Annotated in this window: 19 protein-coding genes and 1 other RNA gene; 6 read left to right on the top strand and 14 right to left on the bottom strand. The window is 63.9% G+C overall.

Going from position 1 to position 22,609, the window contains the following annotated elements; translation table 11 throughout:
• Positions 1-10: 10 nt before the first annotated feature.
• The 10 genes from LK539_RS08460 to gyrA form a co-directional block, all read right to left on the bottom strand.
• Positions 11-316, bottom strand: coding sequence for an integration host factor subunit beta (locus LK539_RS08460; RefSeq protein ID WP_027864826.1), 306 nt, complete (start codon positions 314-316; stop codon positions 11-13).
• A 19-nt stretch (positions 317-335) separates the two neighbouring features.
• A complete protein-coding gene (gene rpsA, locus LK539_RS08455; RefSeq protein WP_227800456.1) occupies positions 336-2,042 on the bottom strand; it encodes a 30S ribosomal protein S1 in 1,707 nt (568 codons plus the stop codon).
• Between the two features lie 316 nt (positions 2,043-2,358).
• Complete coding sequence (gene cmk / locus LK539_RS08450; RefSeq protein ID WP_227800455.1) at positions 2,359-3,021, bottom strand: (d)CMP kinase; 663 nt, start codon at positions 3,019-3,021, stop codon at positions 2,359-2,361.
• Between the two features lie 42 nt (positions 3,022-3,063).
• Entirely contained in the window at positions 3,064-4,395 is a 1,332-nt protein-coding gene (gene aroA, locus LK539_RS08445) for a 3-phosphoshikimate 1-carboxyvinyltransferase (RefSeq protein ID WP_227800454.1), read from the bottom strand.
• Positions 4,392-5,294, bottom strand: a complete 903-nt coding sequence (locus tag LK539_RS08440; RefSeq protein ID WP_227800453.1) for a prephenate dehydrogenase/arogenate dehydrogenase family protein — start codon at positions 5,292-5,294, stop codon at positions 4,392-4,394. Before LK539_RS08440 ends, aroA begins: the two co-directional genes overlap by 4 nt.
• Positions 5,295-6,398, bottom strand: a complete 1,104-nt coding sequence (gene hisC, locus LK539_RS08435; protein WP_227800452.1) for a histidinol-phosphate transaminase — start codon at positions 6,396-6,398, stop codon at positions 5,295-5,297.
• Positions 6,399-6,423: 25 nt separating this feature from the next.
• Positions 6,424-7,494 (bottom strand): prephenate dehydratase, encoded by a 1,071-nt coding sequence (gene pheA, locus LK539_RS08430; RefSeq protein WP_227800451.1) that lies wholly within the window; start codon positions 7,492-7,494, stop codon positions 6,424-6,426.
• 162 nt (positions 7,495-7,656) lie between these two features.
• Positions 7,657-8,745, bottom strand: coding sequence for a 3-phosphoserine/phosphohydroxythreonine transaminase (gene serC, locus LK539_RS08425; RefSeq protein WP_227800450.1), 1,089 nt, complete (start codon positions 8,743-8,745; stop codon positions 7,657-7,659).
• 15 nt (positions 8,746-8,760) lie between these two features.
• Positions 8,761-9,300 (bottom strand): DUF2059 domain-containing protein, encoded by a 540-nt coding sequence (locus LK539_RS08420; RefSeq protein WP_227800449.1) that lies wholly within the window; start codon positions 9,298-9,300, stop codon positions 8,761-8,763.
• Between the two features lie 73 nt (positions 9,301-9,373).
• Complete coding sequence (gene gyrA, locus LK539_RS08415) at positions 9,374-11,989, bottom strand: DNA gyrase subunit A (RefSeq protein ID WP_227800448.1); 2,616 nt, start codon at positions 11,987-11,989, stop codon at positions 9,374-9,376.
• Positions 11,990-12,338: 349 nt separating this feature from the next.
• Here gyrA and ompA point away from each other — a divergent pair, with 349 nt between their 5' ends.
• The 4 genes from ompA (at position 12,339) to LK539_RS08395 (ending at position 15,438) form a co-directional block, all read left to right on the top strand.
• Positions 12,339-13,052 carry an outer membrane protein OmpA gene (ompA, locus tag LK539_RS08410; RefSeq protein ID WP_227800447.1) on the top strand — a complete coding sequence of 238 codons (714 nt, stop codon included), beginning with the start codon at positions 12,339-12,341 and terminating at the stop codon, positions 13,050-13,052.
• Positions 13,053-13,187: 135 nt separating this feature from the next.
• On the top strand, positions 13,188-13,889 hold the full coding sequence (gene ubiG, locus LK539_RS08405) for a bifunctional 2-polyprenyl-6-hydroxyphenol methylase/3-demethylubiquinol 3-O-methyltransferase UbiG (RefSeq protein ID WP_227800446.1): 702 nt from the start codon (positions 13,188-13,190) through the stop codon (positions 13,887-13,889).
• Positions 13,890-13,901: 12 nt separating this feature from the next.
• Positions 13,902-14,609: an HAD family hydrolase gene (locus LK539_RS08400; protein WP_227800445.1), complete on the top strand. Its 708-nt coding sequence runs from the start codon at positions 13,902-13,904 to the stop codon at positions 14,607-14,609.
• A 154-nt stretch (positions 14,610-14,763) separates the two neighbouring features.
• Entirely contained in the window at positions 14,764-15,438 is a 675-nt protein-coding gene (locus tag LK539_RS08395; protein WP_227800579.1) for a glycine zipper 2TM domain-containing protein, read from the top strand.
• 34 nt (positions 15,439-15,472) lie between these two features.
• Here the strand turns inward: LK539_RS08395 and LK539_RS08390 are convergent, their stop codons facing one another.
• Positions 15,473-16,330: a bifunctional 2-polyprenyl-6-hydroxyphenol methylase/3-demethylubiquinol 3-O-methyltransferase UbiG gene (locus LK539_RS08390; RefSeq protein ID WP_227800444.1), complete on the bottom strand. Its 858-nt coding sequence runs from the start codon at positions 16,328-16,330 to the stop codon at positions 15,473-15,475.
• Between the two features lie 168 nt (positions 16,331-16,498).
• Here LK539_RS08390 and ssrA point away from each other — a divergent pair.
• Positions 16,499-16,857, top strand: a transfer-messenger RNA (tmRNA) gene (ssrA, locus tag LK539_RS08385).
• 576 nt (positions 16,858-17,433) lie between these two features.
• Here the strand turns inward: ssrA and LK539_RS08380 are convergent.
• The 3 genes from LK539_RS08380 to tssF all read right to left on the bottom strand — a co-directional run bounded on the left by LK539_RS08380 (position 17,434) and on the right by tssF (position 20,950).
• A complete protein-coding gene (locus tag LK539_RS08380) occupies positions 17,434-18,057 on the bottom strand; it encodes a type 1 glutamine amidotransferase domain-containing protein (RefSeq protein ID WP_227800443.1) in 624 nt (207 codons plus the stop codon).
• 92 nt (positions 18,058-18,149) lie between these two features.
• Positions 18,150-19,118, bottom strand: a complete 969-nt coding sequence (gene tssG, locus LK539_RS08375; RefSeq protein ID WP_227800442.1) for a type VI secretion system baseplate subunit TssG — start codon at positions 19,116-19,118, stop codon at positions 18,150-18,152.
• Positions 19,115-20,950 carry a type VI secretion system baseplate subunit TssF gene (gene tssF / locus LK539_RS08370; RefSeq protein ID WP_227800441.1) on the bottom strand — a complete coding sequence of 612 codons (1,836 nt, stop codon included), beginning with the start codon at positions 20,948-20,950 and terminating at the stop codon, positions 19,115-19,117. The genes tssG and tssF overlap by 4 nt, the downstream gene beginning before the upstream one ends.
• A gap of 174 nt (positions 20,951-21,124) precedes the next feature.
• Here tssF and LK539_RS08365 point away from each other — a divergent pair, with 174 nt between their 5' ends.
• Entirely contained in the window at positions 21,125-22,558 is a 1,434-nt protein-coding gene (locus tag LK539_RS08365) for an MATE family efflux transporter (protein ID WP_227800440.1), read from the top strand.
• The last annotated feature ends 51 nt before the right edge of the window (positions 22,559-22,609 follow it).

Below are 22,609 nucleotides of genomic sequence, written 5' to 3'. Positions count from 1 at the left end.
GCAGACGACTTCAGTCTTCAATGATCGGTTGCCCGACCATCGCGTCCACCCGCTCGCGCAACTGCTTGCCTGGCTTGAAGTGAGGCACCCGTTTTTCGGGCACCATCACCTTGTCGCCGGACTTCGGGTTGCGGCCGATGCGGGGTGGCCGGCTGTTCAGCGCGAAGCTGCCGAAACCGCGGATTTCGATGCGTTGCCCCGTTGCCAGGGCATTCGTCATCGCATCCAGGATGGTCTTGACAGCGAACTCGGCATCTTTCGCCACCAGCTGGGAATAACGCTCAGCCAGGCGGTTGATCAGCTCGGACTTGGTCATCTGGTCGCCTCAGGAGGTCTTAGCCCTTGTTGTCGAACTTGGCCTTCAGCAGTGCGCCCAGGCTGGTGGTGCCCGAAGCTGCGCTGTTGTCCGAAGCCAGTTTGCTCATTGCTTCCTGGGTGTCGGCGCTGTCTTTCGCCTTGATCGACAGCTGGATGCTGCGAGCCTTGCGATCGATGTTGATGACCAGAGCTTCGACCTTGTCGCCCACTTTCAGGTGGGTGCCAGCGTCTTCCACGCGGTCACGCGAGATTTCCGAAGCGCGCAGGTAGCCTTCGACTTCTTCGTTCAGCGCGATCACGGCGCCTTTCGGCTCAACCGATTTCACGGTGCCGGTGACCAGGGTGCCCTTGTCGTTCAGCGAAGCGAAGTTGTTGAACGGGTCGCCTTCCAGCTGCTTGACGCCCAGCGAGACACGCTCGCGCTCGACGTCGATTGCCAGCACGACGGCTTCCAGCTCGTCGCCCTTCTTGAAGCGACGCACGGCTTCTTCGCCGGCTTCGGTCCAGGACAGGTCCGACAGGTGCACCAGGCCGTCGATGTTGCCCGGCAGGCCGATGAACACGCCGAAGTCGGTGATCGACTTGATCGAACCCTTGACCTTGTCGCCCTTCTTGTGGGTCATGCCGAAGTCGTCCCATGGGTTCGCCTTGCACTGCTTCATGCCCAGCGAGATACGGCGACGCTCTTCGTCGATTTCCAGGACCATGACTTCGACTTCGTCGCCCAGCTGCACGACTTTGTTCGGGGCCACGTTCTTGTTGGTCCAGTCCATTTCCGACACGTGGACCAGGCCTTCGATGCCTTGTTCCACCTCGACGAACGCGCCGTAGTCGGTCAGGTTGGTGACTTTACCGAACAGGCGGGTGCCTTGCGGGTAACGACGCGACAGACCGGTCCAAGGATCGTCGCCCAGCTGCTTGACGCCCAGCGAGACGCGGTTCTTTTCCTGATCGTACTTGAGGACCTTAGCGGTGATCTCTTGGCCAACCGACAGGACTTCCGACGGGTGACGCACGCGACGCCATGCCAGGTCGGTGATGTGCAGCAGGCCGTCGATGCCGCCCAGGTCAACGAACGCACCGTAGTCGGTGATGTTCTTGACGACGCCGGTAACCACGGTGCCTTCTTTCAGGGTTTCCATCAGCTTCGCACGCTCTTCGCCCATCGATGCTTCGATGACGGCGCGACGCGACAGGACGACGTTGTTACGCTTGCGGTCCAGCTTGATGACCTTGAATTCCAGGGTCTTGCCTTCGAACGGGGTGGTGTCCTTGACCGGACGGGTGTCGACCAGCGAACCCGGCAGGAATGCGCGGATGCCGTTGGTCAGGACGGTCAGGCCGCCCTTGACTTTGCCGTTCACGGTGCCGGTGACGATCTCGCCCGACTCCATTGCTTTTTCCAGAGCCAGCCACGATGCCAGGCGCTTGGCCTTGTCGCGCGACAGGATGGTATCGCCGAAACCGTTTTCCAGCGATTCGATGGCCACGGAAACGAAGTCACCGATCTGGACTTCCAGTTCGCCCTGGTCATTCTTGAATTCTTCGACCGGAATGAAGGCTTCCGACTTCAGGCCGGCGTTGACGATCACGAAGTTGTGATCCAGGCGCACGACTTCAGCCGAGATGACTTCGCCCGAACGCATGTCTTGACGCGACAGCGATTCTTCAAACAGGGCGGCGAAGCTTTCCATGCCGGTATCTTTGGTGGTTGCAGTAGACATAAAGGTTATTACTCGAGTTAGCCCAGCAGGCCGGCGATAGTGCGGACTGAACTGGGGTTAGGTTGAAACACACCTGCGGCAGCGGAATTGCCGTCGCAGGCACCCTACAAGGACTTCGCACAGTGGAAGTGTCATTCCGACCACCTCCTCCCGCACGTCGTCCCGGCGAAGGCCGGGACCCAAGTTTGTTTGCATGTTCGCGGCGATGACTCAAGCCAACTAGACGCAAGGAAAATTGGATTCCGGCCTTTGCCGGAATGACGGTCTTTGGGCCGGCTAATCCAGCCCTATTCCCGTCATTTCAAACTTTTAAACCTCACGCATGCGCATACCAGGCAAGTACCTGCTCAACCGCTTCCGCAGCCGTCATGTTCGAGGTATCGAGCAGATGCGCATCCTCTGCCGGGACCAGGGGAGCGATCGCGCGCTTGGTGTCGCGCTCGTCTCGTTCCTTCAAATCCTTCAGCAGATCGTCCATATTAGCAGAAAATCCTTTGTCAATCAATTGCTTATACCGGCGTTGCGCCCGCGCCTCGACGCTTGCGGTCAAGAAAACTTTTAATTTCGCTCCGGGAAAGATCACCGTCCCCATATCGCGCCCGTCGGCCACCAGGCCGGGGGTCTCGCGAAAGCCCAGCTGCAGGGCATACAGGGCCTGGCGTACGCTCGGCAGTGCGGCGATCTTCGATGCCATGTTGCCGACCTCTTCCGCGCGGATGGCCCCAGTGACGTTCTCGTTGTTCAGGAAAATATCCCCGCCCACGAAGCGCGCCGGCAGGTGCTCGGCCAGCTTGGCGATCCCGTGTTCGTCGCGCAGTTCGACGCCGCGGCGCAGGGCCTGCAGCGCAGTCAGGCGGTACAGGGCGCCCGAGTCGAGCAGGTGAAAGCCCAGGCGCTCGGCGACCCTGGCGGCGACGGTGCCCTTGCCGGAAGCGGTCGGGCCGTCGATGGCAATCACAGGTATTGGATTATTCGGCATAGTGTAGGGTGGGCGGCTGTGCCGCCCACGCGGTGTCATTGTTCAAAACAGTTCGTTCTTGGCGATGCCCGCGAAGGCCTCGAAGTATTCAGGGAAGGTCTTGGCGACGCACTTCGGATCGTTGATGCGCATCGCGTTGCCGCGGCGCGCCTTGCCGTCCAGCGAGGCGAGCGAGAAGCACATCGCCATCCGGTGGTCGTCGTAAGTGTCGATGGTAGCCGGTTTCAACTGTTCGGGCGGCGTGATACGGATGTAGTCCGGGCCCTCCTCCACCTCGGCGCCGACCTTGCGCAGTTCCGTCGCCATGGCGGCCAGGCGGTCGGTTTCCTTCACGCGCCAGCTGGCGATGTTGCGCAGCGTGCTCGGGCCGTCCGCATACAGCGCGGCCACGGCGATGGTCATCGCGGCGTCCGGGATGTGGTTGAAGTCGGCGTCGATCGCCTTCAGCACGCCGTTCGAACGCGCCTCGATCCAGTTGTCCCCGCGCGTCACGATAGCGCCCATGCGCTCCAGCGCATCGGCAAAGCGCACGTCGCCCTGGATGCTGTGCTCGCCCACGCCTTCGACCCGCACCGGACCGCCGGCAATCGCGCCGGCCGCCAGGAAGTAGGACGCCGACGAGGCATCGCCCTCGACGTGGATGCTGCCCGGCGAGGTGTAGCGCTGGCCCGGGTGCACGGTGAACGAGGCCCAGCCGTTCTGCTCGACCGTGACGCCGAAGCGGCGCATCAGGTTCAGGGTGATCTCGATGTAGGGCTTGGAAATCAGTTCGCCGACCACGTCGATCGACACTGCGTGGGTCGTGGCCATCAGTGGCGCAGCCATGAGGAGCGCGGTCAGGAACTGGCTCGACACATTGCCGCGCACGGCGATGCGATTGGCGTGGATGTGGCCGCGGCGGATGCGCAGCGGCGGGAAGCCCTGCTCTCCCGTGTATTCGATCTGGGCGCCGACTTCGTTCAGCGCGTCGACCAGGTCGCCGATCGGGCGCTCGTGCATGCGCGAGACACCGTGCAGCGTGTAGTCGCCGCCGATCACGGCCAGCGCGGCCGTCAACGGACGGATCGCGGTGCCGGCATTGCCCATGAAGAGGTCGGCCTCGTGCTTCGGCAGCACGCCGCCGTTGCCATGCACGACCACGGTACGCTCGTCGACTTCATCCCACTGGATGCCGAGCGAGCGCAGCGCGCCCAGCATCACCATGGTGTCGTCCGAGGCCAGCAGGTCGTGGATGGTGGTGGTGCCTTCGGACAGCGCGGCCAGCAGCAGCGTGCGGTTCGAGATGCTCTTGGAGCCTGGCAGGCGCACCGTGCCCTCGACGTGGATCACGGGTTCGAGGTCGATGTGCTGGGGGTAGTGTTTAGACTGCGTCATTCTGTATCCCGGTGTTGCGGTGGCGGCGAGCCGGCCTCGATCGCCTCGATCCATTCGCGTCGCGCACGCTGCGCGTTGGCGAACACGGATTCGAGACCGCGACCGTCGGCGGCTGCGAGCGTCGCCCGCAATGTAGTCAATTGTGCCAGATATGCATCCAGCTCGGTGAGCAGCGCATCGCGGTTGGCCAGGCTGATGTCGCGCCACATTTCCGGCGACGAGCCGGCGATGCGCGTGAAATCGCGAAAGCCGCTGGCGGCGTACTGGAACAGCATGTCGGCATGCGGCTTGGCGGCGATGTCGTCCACCAGCGCATAGGCCAGCAGGTGCGGCAGGTGGCTGACCGCGGCGAACACGCGGTCGTGGTCTTGCGGACTCAGGGTATGGATGAGCGAGCCACAGGCGCGCCAGGCGCTTGCCACGCGCTCCACCAGCGCCGGCTCGTTTTCCGGCAGCGGCGTCAGCACCGTCTTCTTGCCGCGGTAGAGCTCTGCGCGCGCCGCGTCCGGACCGTTCGATTCGCTGCCGGCGATCGGGTGGCCTGGAACGAATTGCCCGATGCGCTCGCCCAGCACCCCGCGCGCGGCAAGGACCACGTCGCACTTGGTGCTGCCGGCGTCGGTGATGATGCTCTGCGGCTCGAGGAATGGCAACAGCGAGGCCAGGATCGGCCCGGTCTGCCCCACGGGCGCCGCCAGCAGCACCAGGTCGGCGCCGCGCATCGCCTGCTCAGGCGACTCGCACACCTCGTCGACGATGCCCAGCTCCAGCGCGCGCGCCATCGCCTGCGGATCGCGACCGAGGCCGGCCACGTGGCGGACCACGCCGGCTGCCCTCAAGGCCAGCGCAAAGGAACCGCCGATCAGGCCGACGCCGATGACGACGAGGCGTTCAATCATTCAGCTCAATACCTTCTTGAGCGCCGCGATGAACGCCGCATTCTCTTCCGGCAGGCCGATCGAGATGCGCAGCCACTGGTGCAGGCCGTAGTTGCCGACCGGGCGCACGATCACGCCCTGCTTCAGCAGCGCCAGGTTGACACGTGCGCCGGCCTGCTCGTCGCTCCCCACCTTCACCAGCACGAAGTTGCCGAACGAGGGCACATATTCCAGGCCCAGTTCGTCGAAGGCGGCGGTCAGCTGCTGGTAGCCAGCCGCGTTGTTCTGCGCGCCCTTGTCCAGGAAGGCCGTGTCGTTCAGCGCGGCGATTGCGGCGGCCTGTGCCAGCGAGTTGACGTTGAAGGGCTGGCGGATACGGTTCATCAGGTCGGTCACCGCCGGCTGGGCGATGGCGAAGCCCACGCGCAGGCCGGCCAGGCCGTAGGCCTTGGAGAAGGTGCGCGAGACGATCAGGTTCGGGTACTTGCGCACCCACTGGCTCGATTCGAACTGGTGTTCGGGCGCCAGGTATTCGTTGTAGGCCTCGTCGAGCACCACCACGACGTTGGACGGCACTTTCTGCAGGAAGGCTTCGATCTGCGCGGCAGGAATGAAGGTGCCGGTCGGGTTGTTCGGGTTGGCGACATAGACCAGGCGGGTGTCGCTTTCAATCGCGGCGGCCATGGCGTCGAGATCGTGACCGTATTCCTTGGCCGGGACCACGATGGCGCGTCCGCCCACACCCTGGGTTGCCAGCGCATAGACGGCGAACGAGTACTGCGAGTACACCACGGATTCGCCCTTCTGCACGAAGGCGTGCGCGGCGATTTCCAGGATGTCGTTGCTGCCGTTGCCAAGCGTGATCCAGTCGGCCGGCACGTCGTAGCGCGTGGACAGCGCTGCCTTCAGTTCGAAGCCGTTGGCGTCCGGATAGCGGCCGAGGTCGGCGGCTGCCTGCGCCATCGCGGCGCGGCTCGATTCCGGCACGCCGAACGGGTTTTCGTTCGAGGCCAGCTTGACGATCTTGGCTTCGTCGAGACCGAACTCGCGGGCGACTTCAGCGATGGGTTTGCCGGCCTGGTAAGGGGCGATGGCGCGGACGTAATCTGGACCTAATTGCGACATAAATGTTCTCGAATAAAAATGGAAATCAGAGGCTTTGGGGGTAGGAGCCCAGCACCTTGAAGAAGGCTGCGTTGTCCTTCAGCTCGTTGAGGGCGCGGGCGACCGCTGCGTCGCGCACGTGGCCCTCGATGTCGACGTAGAAGTAGTACTCCCAGGTGCCGATGCGCGCCGGGCGCGACTCGAAGCGCGTCATCGACACGCCGTGCTTGGCCAGCGGCGCCAGCAGATTGTAGACGGCGCCCGCCTTGTTCGGCACGGCCAGCACGATCGAGGTGTGGTCGCGTCCCGAGGGCCCGGTTTCGAGGCTGCCGATCACGGCGAAGCGGGTGCGGTTGTGCGGGTCGTCCTGGATGTGGGCCTGGACCACGCCCAGCTGGTACTGCTCGCCCGCCATCTCGCTCGCGATCGCAGCCACGGTCGGGTCCTGGCTTGCCATGATCGCGGCTTCCGCGTTGGATGCCACGGCGCGGCGCTCGATGCCCGGATGATGCAGGTTGAGCCACACCTGGCACTGCGCCAGCGCCTGCGAGTGGGCGCACACGACGGTGACGCCATCCATGCTGCCGGTCTTCGTCATCAGGCTGTGGTGGACCGGGATCGAGATCTCGCCGCTGATCACGGTGGTGGTGGCCAGCATCAGGTCGAGGGTGCGGTTGATCGCGCCTTCGGACGAGTTCTCGACCGGGACCACGCCGAAGTCGGCGGTGCCGGCCTCGGTGGCGCGGAACACTTCGTCGATCGAGACGCAGGGCAGCGTCTCGATGGCGGTGCCGAACTGCTGGTACACGGCCTGCTCGCTGAAGGTGCCGGACGGGCCGAGATAGGCCACCGTGACGCGCTTTTCCAGCGCGCGGCAAGAGGACATGATCTCGCGGAAGATGGTCTGGACGTCGCGGCTATTTAACGGACCCGGGTTGCGCTCGGCCACGCCGCGCAGCACCTGCGCTTCGCGTTCCGGACGGAACACCGGGGCATTGGTTTCGGCCTTGACGTGGCCGACCTGCTGGGCGATCTGGCCGCGCCGGCTCAGGAGGTCCAGGATTTGCGCGTCGATCGCATCGATCTGCTCGCGCAGGGGGAGGAGTTTGTCGTTCATCGTTCGGTCGTTATCTATGTCGCGGGCTGCTCGTGCGGGAATTGACCGCGTGGGCAAGAGACTTGCCCACCCTACGATACCGTGGTGTTCGTAGGGTGGGCGGGTCCCCGCCCACGCGGTCAACCGGCCCATGCGTCACCGCACACGCCGGCCAACGCATGGTTACCGGCCCGCGAATTCGTTCAAATAATCGACGAGGGCTTGCACACCCTCGAGCGGCATCGCGTTGTAGATCGATGCCCGCATGCCGCCGACGGACTTGTGGCCCTTCAGTTGCAGCAGCCCGCGCGCCTTCGCGCCGGCCAGGAATTTGTCGTTCAGGGATTCGTCGCGCAGGAAGAACGGTACGTTCATGCGCGAACGGTATTCGGGCGCGACGCGGTTCTGGTAGAAGTCGTCGGCATCCAGCGCCTCATACAGCAGGCGCGCTTTTTCAATATTGATTTTCTCCATGGCCGCCACCCCGCCCAGCTTCTTGAGATGGGCGAACACCAGCCCGGCGATGTAGATCGCGTAGGTCGGCGGGGTGTTGAACATGGATTCGTGCTCGGCCACGGTCTTCCAGTGGAAGGCCGAGGGGCAGATCGGCAGCGCGTCCTCCAGCAGGTCGTCGCGCACGATCACCAGGGTCAGGCCGGCCGGCCCGATATTCTTCTGGGCGCCGGCGAAGATCACGCCGTACTTCGACACGTCGATTTCGCGCGACAGGATGTGCGAGGACATGTCGGCCACGATCGGCACCTTGGGCTTCGATTCGGGCACGAAGTTGTACTCGACGCCGTCGATGGTCTCGTTGGTGCAGATGTGCAGGTAGGCCGCGTGCGGGGTCAGGTTCCAGCTGTCCTGCGGCGGCACGCCGGTGAAGCCGTTCGCCTCGCTCGACGCTGCAATGTTGACGTGGGCGTAGCGCCTGGCTTCCTTGATCGACTTGCCCGACCAGGAGCCGGTGTGCACAAAGTCGATGGTCGCCGGCTGCGGGCAGCAGCCGACCATGTTGAGCGGGATGATGGCGTTCTGGCCGAGTCCCCCGCCCTGCATGAACAGGATCTTGTAGTTGGCCGGGACGGCCAGCAGCTCGCGCAGGTCGGCCTCGGCTTGCTGATAGATCGAGATGAATTCCGGACCGCGGTGGCTCATCTCCATGACCGACATGCCGCTGCCGTGCCAGTCGAGCATCTCGCTCGCTGCCTGCTGCAGCACTTCCTTCGGGAGGACGGCCGGGCCGGCCGAGAAGTTGAATACCTGCGTCATGCGGTCCTTTCTCGCTTACTTTTTCTGCACTTCCTGCATCACATCCTGCATCAGTTTGCCGAGGCGCGGCGTCATGATGCGCTGGCCGATGGCCATGCCTTCAGCCGACAGCTTGGGCGTGAGGGTCATCATCTTGCGGCCCACCGGGCTCTTGTAGAAGGTGGTCAGCTGCTTGATCTCGTCGACCGTGTAGTTGTTGGCGTACAGCGGCACCATCTCGTTGAGCATTTCATCGATCAGGGCCGGGTCGTTGAAGACCTTGTTGACGGCCTGCGCCACGCCCGGCAGCATCTGCTCGGCCTTGGCGATCGCTTCCTTCTTCTGCTCGGCGTTCAGCTGCGGGTCGGCCTGGATCATGGCCAGCACCTGCTGGCGCATCATGGCCGGCATGGCCTTCTGCATCTCGGCATACATGGCGGTCATGTTCTTGCGCATCTCCATGGCGTCGAACATGGTTTTCACGGCCGCGGTGGATTGTGCGTCGGCAGCCGATGCAAAGGACGGGAAGGCCGCGAAGGCGGCGGCTGCGGTCAGGGCGAGTACAAATTTTTTCATGTAATTATGCTGGGCCCAAGGCCCTGATTATGTGAAAAAAACGGGCCGCATCAAAGCGGCCCGTGGGGTGCTATTACTCCGGCGCCTGTTCGAGCTCGACCTCTTCGAGGTCGGTCTCGACGATGCGCTGCAGGCCGGACAGCTTGGTGCCGTCTTCCACTGCGATCAGGGTCACGCCCTGGGTCGCACGGCCCATCTCGCGGATCTCGGCCACGCGGGTGCGGATCAGGACGCCGCCGGTGGTGATCAGCATGATCTCGTCGTTGGCGTCGACCAGGGTCGCGGCCACGACTTTACCGTTGCGTTCGGACTGCTGGATCGCGATCATGCCCTTGGTGCCGCGGCCGTGGCGGGTGTATTCCGTGATCGGGGTACGCTTGCCGAAGCCGTTCTCGGTTGCCGTGAGCACCGACTGCTGCTCGTTTTCGGCCACCAGCAGGGCGATGACGTTCTGCCCCTCTTCCAGGTTCATGCCGCGCACGCCGCGCGCGGTACGGCCCATCGGACGCACGTCGTTCTCGTCGAAGCGCACCGCCTTGCCGCCGTCCGAGAACAGCATCACGTCGTGCTGGCCATCGGTCAGCGCGGCGCCCACCAGCACGTCGCCCTCGTCGAGGTCGACCGCGATGATGCCGGCCTTGCGCGGGTTGCTGAAGTCCTTCAGCGGCGTCTTCTTGACGGTGCCGAGCGAGGTCGCCATGAACACGTAGTGGTCTTCCGGGAAGGTCCGGTTCTCGCCCGACAGCGGCAGGATCACGGTGATCTTCTCGCCGTCCTGCAGCGGGAACATGTTGACGATCGGCTTGCCGCGCGAGTTGCGCGAGCCCTGCGGCACTTCCCACACCTTCAGCCAGTACATCCGGCCGCGGTTCGAGAAGCACAGGATGTAGTCGTGGGTGTTGGCGATGAACAGCTGGTCGATCCAGTCTTCGTCCTTCGTTGCCGCCGCCTGCTTGCCGCGGCCGCCGCGCTTCTGGGCGCGGTATTCGGAGATCGGCTGCGACTTCATGTAGCCCGAGTGCGACAGCGTGACCACCATGTCCTGCGGGGTGATCAGGTCTTCGGTTTCCAGGTCGCTGGCGTTGTGCTCGATGGCCGAGCGGCGTGCATCCTTGCCGTTCTCGGTGTAGTCGGCCTTGATCTGCGCCATCTCGTCGCTGATGATGGTCGTGACGCGCTCCGGGCGGGCCAGGATGTCGAGCAGGTCGGCGATGTGGGCCATCACTTCCTTGTACTCGTTGACGATCTTGTCCTGCTCCAGGCCGGTCAGGCGCTGCAGGCGCATCTGCAGGATTTCCTGGGCCTGCTCGTCCGACAGCTTGTACAGGCCGTCCTGCTGCATGCCGTAGTGCTTAGGCAGGTGCTCCGGACGGAAGGCTTCGATGCCGCCGGCCGCGCCGGTCTCGGTGCGGTTGAGCATTTCGCGCACCAGGGACGAATCCCAGGCGCGCTGCATCAGTTCGGTCTTTGCGATCGGCGGCGTCGGCGCGGCCTTGATGATTGCGATGAAGTCGTCGATGTTGGCCAGTGCAACGGCCAGGCCTTCCAGCATGTGGCCGCGCTCGCGCGCCTTGCGCAGCTCGAACACGGTGCGGCGGGTGACCACTTCGCGGCGGTGCGACAGGAAGCACTCGAGCATCTGCTTGAGGTTCAGCAGCTTCGGCTGGCCGTTGACCAGCGCCACCATGTTCATGCCGAAGGTGTCCTGGAGCTGGGTCTGCTTGTACAGGTTGTTCAGCACCACTTCCGGCACTTCGCCGCGCTTCAGTTCGATGACCACGCGCATGCCCGACTTGTCGGACTCGTCGCGGATGTCGCTGATGCCTTCCAGCTTCTTGTCGCGCACGTTCTCGGCGATACGCTCGAGCAGCGACTTCTTGTTTACCTGGTAGGGCAGCTCGTCGATGATGATCGCGACGCGGCCGCCGTCCTTGCCGTATTCCTCGAAGTGGGTCTTGGCGCGCATCACCACGCGGCCGCGGCCGGTGCGATAACCGTCGCGCACGCCCGAGACGCCGTAGATGATGCCGGCGGTCGGGAAGTCCGGCGCCGGGATCAGCTCGATCAGTTCGTCGATGCTGCACTCCGGGTTCTTCAGCAGGTGCTGGGCGCCGTTGATGACTTCCGACAGGTTGTGCGGCGGGATGTTGGTGGCCATGCCCACCGCGATGCCCGAGGAACCGTTGATCAGCAGGTTCGGGATCTTGGTCGGCAGGACGGTCGGTTCCTTTTCCTTGCCGTCATAGTTCGGCTGGTAGTCGACCGTGTCCTTGTCGATGTCGGCCAGCAGCTCGCTGGCGATCTTGTCCAGGCGGCACTCGGTGTAACGCATCGCCGCGGCGGAGTCGCCGTCGATCGAGCCGAAGTTGCCCTGGCCATCGACCAGGGTATAGCGCAGCGAGAAGTCCTGCGCCATGCGGACCAGCGTGTCGTAGATCGACGCATCGCCGTGCGGGTGGTACTTACCCATGGTGTCGCCGACCACGCGCGCGCACTTCACGTACGGACGGTTGTGCGCGTAGTTACTCTCGTGCATGGAGTACAGCACGCGACGGTGCACCGGCTTGAGGCCGTCGCGCACGTCCGGCAGAGCACGTCCCACGATCACGCTCATCGCGTAATCGAGGTAGCTCTTGCGCATTTCTTCTTCTAGGGAAATGGGAACTGTTTCTTTTGCGAATTGATCCATTGGGCGGGTCGACTGCTTTCAGGCTAATGGTTATTGACTGCAACGGATGATTCTACCATGCCCTAGTTAGCACCAGCACAAAACCGTTCAGGGGGCCAGACCCTTCCAGCGTTGTCGATGTCAGCCCCGTCCGCTTGCCCAAATGTTGCAACAAAACAACGCATCGAGAATATGCATGAAGTTTGATTTAGGTGCAGTCGTGCGTTTTTGGTGCATGTGGCAAAATGGACAGGAAATTAATTGTTTGTTTCACAATGCGAAACTAAGCCCTTCCCTGGACGTGTTAGTATCTTGACCATAACGCCCACGTTGAGTTTCGCAAGGCATTTACCCGAAAGGAAAAAAGAACATGAATAAACTGGCAACCCTCATGCTCGCTGCTTCGGCTGCGATCGCGGGCAACGCTTTTGCCCAGAGCGATGCACCGTATGCACCGCTGACCACCGACATCAAGGCGCGCACACCGTACAGCGCCTACGTGCAGGACAGCCGCGGCGTGATCGCCCGCAATCCTTTCGGCCTGTGCTGGCGCACCGGCTACTGGACCCCGGCCGACGCGGTCCCGGGCTGCGACGCGCCGCTGTGCGTCCCGCCTGAGAAGCTGGAAAACGGCAAGTGCGTTGCTCCGCCGCCGCCTCCGCCGCCGCCAGTCGCCGAACCGGCTCCAGCCCCGGCTCCTGCTCCGGCCCCGGTGCCGACCTCGGAAAAAGTGTCGTACTCGGCTGACGCCTTCTTCGATTTCGACAAAGCTGTCCTGAAGCCGGCCGGCAAGGCCTCGCTCGACGAACTGGTCTCGAAGCTGGGCGACATGAACCTGGAAGTCATCATCGCCGTCGGCCACACCGACTCGATCGGTACCGATGCCTACAACCAGAAGCTGTCGATCCGCCGCGCTGAAGCCGTCAAGACTTACCTGAAGGGCAAGGGCGTGGAAGAAAACCGCATCTACACCGAAGGCAAGGGCGAGAAGCAGCCGGAAGCCGACAACAAGAGCTCGGCAGGCCGCGCAAAGAACCGCCGCGTGGAAATCGAAGTCGTCGGTACCCGTACCGTCAACAAGTAATCCTTGCTGATTGCTTAATGAACCCCGCTACGGCGGGGTTTTTTTTCGTTTCCCCGTACGCTTACGGCGACAAGTGCTTGCATATTTTCCGTGCGGCATGCCGTGAGCTTCACCATTTCCAGTATGATCCCGAGTATGAATACGAATGCAGACCCATTAGAGATCCAGAAATTCAGCGAGCTGGCCCACCGCTGGTGGGACCCGACGTCCGAATTCCGCCCCCTGCACGAAATCAACCCACTACGCCTCGAGTGGATCAACGCCCGCGCCCCGCTGCTGGGCAAGAACGTGATCGACATCGGCTGCGGCGGCGGCGTGCTGTCCGAAGCCATGGCGCGCAAGGGCGCCAAGGTGACCGGCATCGACCTATCGAAGAAGGCGCTGAAGGTGGCGGACCTGCACAGCCTGGAATCCGGCGTGGAAGTGCGCTACAAGCACATCGCAGCTGAAGAAATGGCGGCTGCGGAACCGGGCCAGTTCGACGTGGTCACCTGCATGGAGATGCTCGAGCACGTGCCGGATCCGGCCTCGATCGTGCAGGCCGCGGCCGACCTGGTGAAGCCGGGCGGCCACGTGTTCTTCTCGACGCTCAACCGTAATCCGAAGTCCTACCTGTTCGCCGTCATCGGTGCCGAATACATCCTGCGCATGCTGCCGCGCGGGACCCATGACTATGGCAAATTCATCACGCCGGCCGAACTGTCGCAATTTGCGCGTCTCGCTGGATTGCAGGTCGACGGCCTGAAAGGCCTGACTTACAATCCGCTGACCAAGATTTACTCGCTCAACAACGACACCGATGTGAACTACATGGTGGCGTGCAGCAAGCCGCTTTAACTTACCTTTCCCATGACTCTTCCGACTGTCCTGCCGGCACCGCGTGCCGTTCTGTTCGACCTCGATGGCACGCTGGCCGACACCGCGCCCGACCTCGCGGCCGCCGTCAACTGGCTGCGTACCGAGCGCGGCCTGCCGCCGACCCCGTATTCGGTGCTGCGCCCGACCGCATCCGCCGGCGCACGCGGCATGATCGGCGCGGCCTTCGGCCTGGGACCGGGCGACGAGGGTTACGAAGAGCTGCGCATGCAGTGGTTCGACCGTTACCAAGAAACCATGGCGGTGCACAGCTCGCTGTTCGGCGGCATCACGGAACTGCTGCACGGGATCGAGCAGGCCGGCATGGCCTGGGGCATCGTCACCAACAAGCCAGCGCGCTTTACCGATCCGCTGATCCCGCAGATCGGCCTGTCGCACGCCGGCTGCGTCATTTCGGGCGACACCACGGGTTTCCCGAAACCCCACCCTGCCCCGCTGCTAGAAGGCGCACGCCGCCTCGGCGTGGCGCCGGAACAGTGCTGGTACGTCGGCGACGACAAGCGCGACATCGAGGCCGGCCACGCCGCCGGCATGGTGACGGTCGCCTGCAACTGGGGCTACTGCGGCGCCATCGAACCGTCGACTTGGGGCGCCGAGTACCTGCTCGACACCCCGACCGACCTGCTGCAGACCCTGCGCCAGGTGGTTGAAGCCGCCCGCGCAACCGCGTCCGCTGCCTGAATCTCCTCCCTCGAGCGGGCCGCAACCTGCGGCCTGCCTCTCCCCTCCGCTTACATCTCATTACGACTGATACAGCCTCAGGGCTAGTTCTGGAAAAGGCTCGCCGGTAATCTACTCCCATACGACAACACAACGTCTCATACGGAGCTAGAACATGGAAACCACCGCACGCTTTAACCGCATTCATCCCCTGATGGCCGCAGCCGCTGCGTCGGTTGTCATCGTCAGCCTCACCGGCGCCGCCGCGATCACCGGCCTGCTGCCGAGCTCGAAGAGCTCCTCCGACGTCCCGGCCATGCCGCTGGCAGCCGCCTCGCCGTACGCAACGCAACAGCCGGGCATGGTCCCGATGACGAATGCGCAAGGCCAGGTCGTGATGGTGCCGGCCGCTGCCCTGCAGGGCCAGGTTCCGGTCGCTGCTCCGCTGTCGGCCACCCCGGTGACGCCGCAGCTGGCGACTCAGCTCGCCGCCGGCTCCGCACCGCAGATGATGCCGGTGGCTGCCGCCCAGCCGATCGCCTACGCCCAGCCCGCGCCGCAGCCGGCGCCGGTCGTGATCAAGGAAGTGATCCGCGAGAAGCCGGTGGTCAAGGTGGTTGAAAAGACCCGCGTGGTGCACGCAAAGGCGAGCGAGCCGCGCTACTACCCGCAGCACGCACCTGCCCCGGCGCAGGCCCAGCCGAACTACGTCGGCATCGGCACCGGCGCCGTCATCGGCGGCCTGATCGGCAACCAGATCGGCGGCGGCAACGGCAAGAAGCTGGCCACCGTGGCCGGCATCATCGGCGGCGGCATGATCGGCAACGAGATCGCCAACCGCAACCGCTAAGCCTTCCTCCTTCCCGAAAAAACCGCAGGCGCTGTCAACCTGCGGTTTTTTTTCGGAAGATGCAGACGATGATGTCGCTCGGGAAAATCCGCAGCACGGGAATCGCGCACATGATCGCGATGTACTGCGCCCACAGCGACAACAGCGGCACGTTGCCCGCACAGCTCAGCCGCTCGCGCAGCCCCTTGGCGCGCAGGGCCGGCAACTCGGCGCTGTCGACCATCTCGAAGCCCCGCCCTGCCACCAGCCGGGCCAGGTTGTCGCTGCTGAAATAATGCACGTGCGGCGACGGCAGGTCTTTCTGCCACAGCCGCTCGAAAGGCGTGCGCCAGCCCAGGCGGGCGATGACTTTCGACAGGCGGTAGAAGAAGCCGCGGCTGTTCGGCAGGTTGAGGATCAGGATGCCATCGGGATTCAGGCGCTGCTGGCAGGCGTCGAGGGCGCTGCGGATGTCCGGGATATGTTCGATGACGTCGTTGAAGACGATCACATCGAAGCGCTCGCCATCTTTCAGCACGTCGGGGAAGAAGCCGGCCCGCACCGGCAGGCCACGCGCGGCGGCGCGCGAACCGACCACGGCATCCGGCTCGACGCCGAGCACATCGAAATCCTCGCGCGCCGTTTCCAGGAACCAGCCATGGGCGCTGCCGACATCGAGCAGGCTGCGCGCCCCGGGCCGGACATGCCGCTTGGCGTACTGGACGATGGCGCGGAAATTCTCGAGCCGCAGGGCCTTCAGGCCGGCTTCGCGCTCGGCTTCGTTGACCTCAGGGCCGGTGTGCTTGTTGATGGCGACGGACAGCGCCGCGCTCTCGTAGTGACATGCCGGACAGGTCGCATGCCACGATGCGAGCCCGGCCGTTTGAGTGTTACCGCAGACGATACAAACCATTCCCATTCCTTGTCAAAAAGACGTGATGCAGACGGCGTAGCCAGGAAATCATATTGCAGTTTCGTCATGCTTGGAGCATATCTTTTAGACCTGTTTGAGCTTAAGCTGGTTCTAAGCAGGGAGACTGCACGTACCGACAGATTGGAGTACAATGGGGGTTCTCTCGTTGGGGGCGACCTGGTTTCGACGTGGGTTGCAAAGCAGCGCAGGGCATACCGAGGACTGGTTACCTCGTAAATACATCCAGAAATCAATAACTGCAAACGATAACTCGTACGCACTCGCAGCTTAATTGCTGCTAGGTCCACACCACCTCGCCCCTGGGGTGTACCGCAAGGTTCGTGGACTCATTTACAGGGGCTCGCAGTAGGCCGGGTTACTTGGTCGACTGTTAAATAATAGGTGACTCGCCTGTCCAAAGGGTGCACATCCCCGTTGTCCAGGTTAAATTAATTGATAGTGCTAAGTATGTAGAACTGTCTGTAGAGTGCTTGCGGACGCGGGTTCAATTCCCGCCGCCTCCACCAACCTCTTCCAAAAAGCCGCTGATTCGTCAGCGGCTTTTTTATTTGCGCGTGCTTGTAACCGTTGTCACAGAGCTGCCCTATAAGTGCCGCTATGATCAAGCAAGCAATCGATGTGAATGACGCACTGACCGTCACTACAACACACTTACGCCTGAATCAAGATGATGAAAATCTCGAATGCCGCTTGCAACATCCACTTCACCCTGACGCAGAGGCCGTGGTGGCCTCCGCCCCAAGTGGAGAATTGTCATGCGAATCAATCTTTCGCGCGCCGTGCGCCGGCATCATTTAAAACGCCTTAAGAAAAAGCGCTCAGCTTTCGGTGGTGGGTATATCCGACAGTTGGCGCCGTACGAACAAGCTAGGCATATCGGTAGGCTCGGCCATACAGCGACTATATGTAGCTGCTGGATGTGTGGCAATCCGCGCCGTCGCATAGGGGAGCTCACTCTGCAGGAGCAACTTGCAAAGAAGCTTATTGGTTTCGAACTAAACGATAATTGCAGTGATTAAATTTGGCCTGTCGAACTAGCTTGAGGAGGCAATTCTGCCTCCTCTGCTCTCTTTACTTCATTATCAGGAAGTGGGCCCCGGATCCGTCCCCGCCTGCTGAATCACCATCAACTCCTTCATCAGCGCATCGTTGAACGCCGGAATATCCTCCGGCTTGCGGCTCGTGACGAGCTTGCCGTCCACCACCACCTCATCATCCGTCCACTCCGCGCCCGCCGCCTTCAGGTCATCCTGGATCGCCGGATAACTGGTCAGGTGCTTCGACTCCGCAATCCCCGCCTCGATCAGCGGCCATGGTCCATGGCAGATCGCCGCGATTGGCTTGTCGGCATCGTCAAACGCCTTGATGAAGGCAATCGCCTCCGGAATCTGGCGTAGTTTCTTCGGATTCTCTTCACCACCCGGCAGCAGCAGCGCATCGTAATCGTTGACCTGAGCCTGCGACAGGCTTAGCTCTACCTTGAACTTGTCCCCCGGCTGGTCATGATTCATGCCCTGCACGTCCTCGCCCGCAGCCTTCGGCGAAATCAGGGTCACCCGCACGCCCTTCCCTTCGAGGAAAGTCCGCGGCCCCGTGTATTCGACCTGTTCGACGCCATCGGTCATCAGGACCGCCACGCGCCGGCCCACCAGGTCCTTCTCGCTCACCAGGTCCAAGTGGTCGCCTGCATTCACAATATTTTCCATATGCCCTCCTGTCTGGTTCATTCAGTCGTCGGGTCGATTGTAGGTCGCGGCTTCGGCAGGCGTCGCGCGGATGATGCCCGCGGGTAGAGGAACTAAGCCAGCAAGTAGCAGACGTCTTCGCGGTCGCGCTTGTCCGGCTGCGTGGACAGGAAGCCGTCCAGCCCGAGCCGGACCGTGCCATCGAGGCTGGCGCCATCAACCTCGTCGCCACGCAAGACCACCTGCAGCTCGCGGTACGGGACTTCGATCGCGAAGCGCCCCAGCAAGGCCGCCAGCGCCCGCGCCCCGGCGGCGCCGGGCAGGAACTGTTCGAACATGCTAGAGGACAGCGGCCCGACGCGGATGCGGATGCCGAGCTCCGGACGCAGCAGCCGCTCGCCCAGGGTGGCACCGAAGCCGACGTCGCAGTTGTTCTCGCCCAGCCGGCTGCGGTCGGACGTGGTGAGCGGGTCCCAGCGTCCCGCGAACTGCTCGACCGTGACCGGCACTTGCAGGTAGTCGCGCAGCACACCCGCGATCAGCTCCGCCGGCACCACCCGGCTGCGCAGCTGTGCGGCGAAATAGGCGAGGCTCTCGAAAGGCAGGCCGGCATCCAGCTGGCCCTGGCCCGCGACGCCGCCAAGCGCCGCCAGCATGGCCAGGAAGCGGTCGCGGTTATGCTCATCCGGGCCGCCGCGCACGCGGTACTTGCGCCAGGCGCGGTAGAACAGCGCCACCTGGCGGCAGGAAAAAGCATCGTAAAAGGCGCGAGGGCCGTCATCATGGGCCGCGTGTTCCCAAGATGCGATGCGCTCGGTGTAATGCAGGGGCAGCGCGCCGTGCGCGCCCAGCAGGCCCATGACCGCCGTGCGTATCCGCAGCCGCATGGCGCCATCGTCGGCCGGGTCGCCGTCGAGGCGTAGCGCTTCGATGTCGCTGGTCGGGAAGGCCAGCGACAGGCTGTTCTCGAAGCGGATCGCGGTGTCCGGCGACAGGCCATAGCGGCGCAGCCAGCGCGACAGCAGGCGCACCGCCTGGAACAGTTCGTAGCGCCAGGGCTCGGCCAGGAGCTGGTCGATCACACCAGCGTCAGGTTGCCGTTGCGTGGCTCGCATCGCAGGAGCTCCCTGTCGGTCTGCGCCGAGCGCACCACCAGCCGCGTGAAACTGTTGATGTGCACGTACAGGCCGAAGAAGCGGTTCACCACTTCCGCGAACACGTAGACGCTGCTGCCGGCGAAGGCGTCTTCGTCGACCGTCATGCGCACATCAAGGCCATGCACCATCGTGGCGCCGATGCGGGTGCGCATCCAGGCCGTGGACGACAGGGTTTCCATCGCCGTGATGCCGGCGATCTGGCGCTGGGTCGCCGCCGAGCGCGACACGTCGTACAGGGTCAGCACTTCGCGGAAGGCGTCGAGATCGCCCAGCGAGCGGTGGTTCAGCGCCAGCTGGGCCACCAGGCGCCAGTGGGCGCCGCCGGACGAAGGGAAGCGGTGCGGCAGCGTGGGACGGCGCAGCAGGTGGATCGGCAGGCCGCCAGCAGCGGTCTCGCTAGTCATGTCGCCGCCGGGCGCGCCGAAGCCGGTACTGGTGGCGTGCGCGCCGTTGGTGCAGGTCAGGTCGATCGAGGCCACGCACTGCTCGTCGGCGGCCAGCGAAAAGCCGGCATCGGTGAAGCCGATCTTGGTGCGCTGACGCTGCACGCCGCGGTCGTCGCGGCGGGCGAACCAGTAGCGCTCGCGCAGCTCCGCCCCTTCGCCGTGACGCAGGCCGTAATAGGGCCGGTAGGCGATCGACTGCACCCTGCCCTCCGCCGTGCGCAGCACATTCACGCTATCGATGCTGTAGACCTCCACGTCTTCTTCGTGTCGTCCCGGCAGCACATCGTACATCGCGGTGCGGTGGGTGATCCGGACCGGCATCGCAGCCTGGTGGAACAGGTTGACCACTGGCGCGCAGCCGGCGAGCAGGTGCGACGCCTGCAGGGTGCCGAGCAGGCGCGCGGCGCCGCTGTCGCCGTGCAGGCCACCCACGATCAGGTGCAGCGTGAAGCGGTGCGCCGCGGCCGGCAGCATGGGCGCCAGCTTGCCCAGGTCGATGTCGATGAAGTGGAACTTGTCTGGGAAAGCAAAGTATTCGCTCAGCAGCCGGTAGGCCGCATGTTCGCTCGGGCGCAGCGGCACCAGCGCATCGTCGTCGCCAAAGCCGCCCAGCGACAAGGGCATGCGTTCGAGCTGGCGCCACGGCCCGCCGTCGCCGATCTCCAGGTAGCTGGCTCCCACATGCATGAACAGGGTGTCGATCAGGGCTGCCGCCAGCAGCGGATCGGCTTCCACATACAGGCGCAGGCGCGGCATACCGAGCTGGCGCAGCAGGCGCGCCGGCGCCGCGCTGTCGATGGTGATGGCTACCTGCCCGGTGGCGCGCGCCGGTAGCCGCACGTGGGCCGGCGCATGCACCACCGGTTCGTAGCGCGCCTTGGCCACGCCGACCGGGGCCAGGGTCAAGGGACTGGTGGTGCGGAAGCGGCAAGCCGTGCCCTTGTGGTGCAGCGCGCTCATCTCGGTGCCGCGCGGGATCGTCTCCACCCGTTCCGGCCGGCCGCTCGCTTGCGGCCCCGGCGCGCCGCCGATGCGGGCGATCGAACACGATGGGATGCCCTGCAGGAAGTAGGGATACAAGCTGCCCAGCAGGGCTTCGGTGAATTCCGGATAGTCGTCGTCGAGCTTGCGCGCCGTGCGCGCGTTGAGCAGCGCGCAGGCCTGGATCAGACGCCGGATGTGCGGGTCTTCCAATCCTTCGGCGCCAAGGCCCAGTTCGCTCGCCAGACGCGGATACTGGTGCGCCAATTCGCGCCCGACCGTGTTCAGGTAGACCAGTTCACGCTCGTAGTACGGCAACAGTTCTTCCATGGCGCACTCCTCTCCGAAGAATTAAAGGTCGTGCAGTTTTGCGCGCAGGACCTTGTGGCCAATCAAGAACTGATGAGCAGGAGCTATCCGGCATGCATGGGTACGAAGGCGTGACGCGAACTTGTTGCCAAGTCAGTAAAATGAAGGGCTTGACAGCATCGCCACCAAAACAACATGACCACCGCCGCCGCTTCCCCTTCCGCCTCACCCGTCCGCGCCGAGGTCGCCACCTTGTGGCGCCTGTCCTGGCCGATGCTGGTGGGCCAGCTGGCGACCGTCGGCATGGGCGTGGCCGACGTGGCGATGACCGGCCACGTCAGCGCCGAAGAGCTGGCGGCCGTCTCGCTCGGCACCTCGGTGTGGTCGATCGTGCTGGTCACCGTCATGGGCACCATGATGGCGATCAATACCGTGGTCGCGCACGAGATCGGCGCCGCCCGCTACGACCAGATTCCGCATTCGGTGCGGCAATCGCTGTGGAAGGGCCTGATCGTGGGCCTGGTGGCCTGCCTGTTCGCCAACCTGTGCACCCTGCTGTTCGACCATGTCGGGCTGGAGCAGCACGTGGCCGACCGCGCCTCGCTGTTCCTGCACGTGATCAGCCTCGGCATGCCGGCCTTTGCCTGCTACCGCGCCCTGTACGGCTACACCACCAGCATCAACCAGACCAAGCCGATCATGTGGATCGCGATCTTCGGCCTGGTCTTCAATGTGATCTCGAACTGGCTGCTGGTCTACGGTAACTGGGGCTTTCAGCAGCTGGGTGCGGTCGGCTGCGCGGTGTCGACCGCGGTGGGCATGTGGCTGATGCTGGGCGCCATGATCGTCTGGATCAAGTATGCGCCGGCCTACCGCATGACCTATCCCTTCACCGGCTGGGAAGGCCCGGATTGGAAAGAAATCGGTTCGATGCTGCGTCTCGGCCTGCCGATCGGCGTCACTTATTTTGCCGAGGTCAGCGCCTTCGGCCTGATCGGCCTGCTGGTGGCGCGCTTCGGCGTGGTGGCAGTCTCTTCGCACCAGGTGGCGCTGAATTTCGCCTCGCTGGTGTTCATGGTGCCGCTCAGCTTCTCGATCGGCATGATGACCCGCGTCGGGCAGGCCATGGGCGAAGGCAACCCGGTGCGCGCCCGCTTCGTGGGTTGGGTGGGCGTCGGCACCTCGGTCGCTTTCGGCGCGCTGTCGGCGATCTTCATCGCCCTGTTCCGCTGGCAGATCGCCGCCATGTACACCTCCGACCCGGCGGTGCAGGCGGCCTGCGCCAACCTGCTGCTGCTCGCGGCGCTGTTCCAGCTGTCCGACGCCACCCAGGTGGCGACCGCCTCGGCCATCCGCGGCTACCAGGTGACGCGTGCGCCGATGATCATCCAGCTGGTCGCCTTCTGGGGCATCTCGCTGCCGCTCGGCTGTATCCTGGGGCTGGCGCCCGACTGGTTCCCGTGGCGGCCCGACGCGCCGATGTCGACCACCGGCTTCTGGATCGGCCTGGTGATCGCCCTGACGGTGGCGGCGGTGCTGCTGACCTGGTCCTTCGAGAAGCTGGCGCGCCAGCGCATTCGGGAAGGTGCAGCCGGCATCGCAGCGCCGGCTAAGGAAATGCATACGTAATTACAGCGTTCGGGTGCTGACTCTGGTATCGTTCCGCAGTTGTAGCAAATT

The sequence above is a fragment of the Massilia sp. IC2-476 genome (genome assembly GCF_020707295.1).
In the GTDB taxonomy this organism is placed as follows: Bacteria; Pseudomonadota; Gammaproteobacteria; order Burkholderiales; family Burkholderiaceae_D; genus Telluria.
This window is presented reverse-complemented; position numbering and strand designations above follow the sequence as displayed.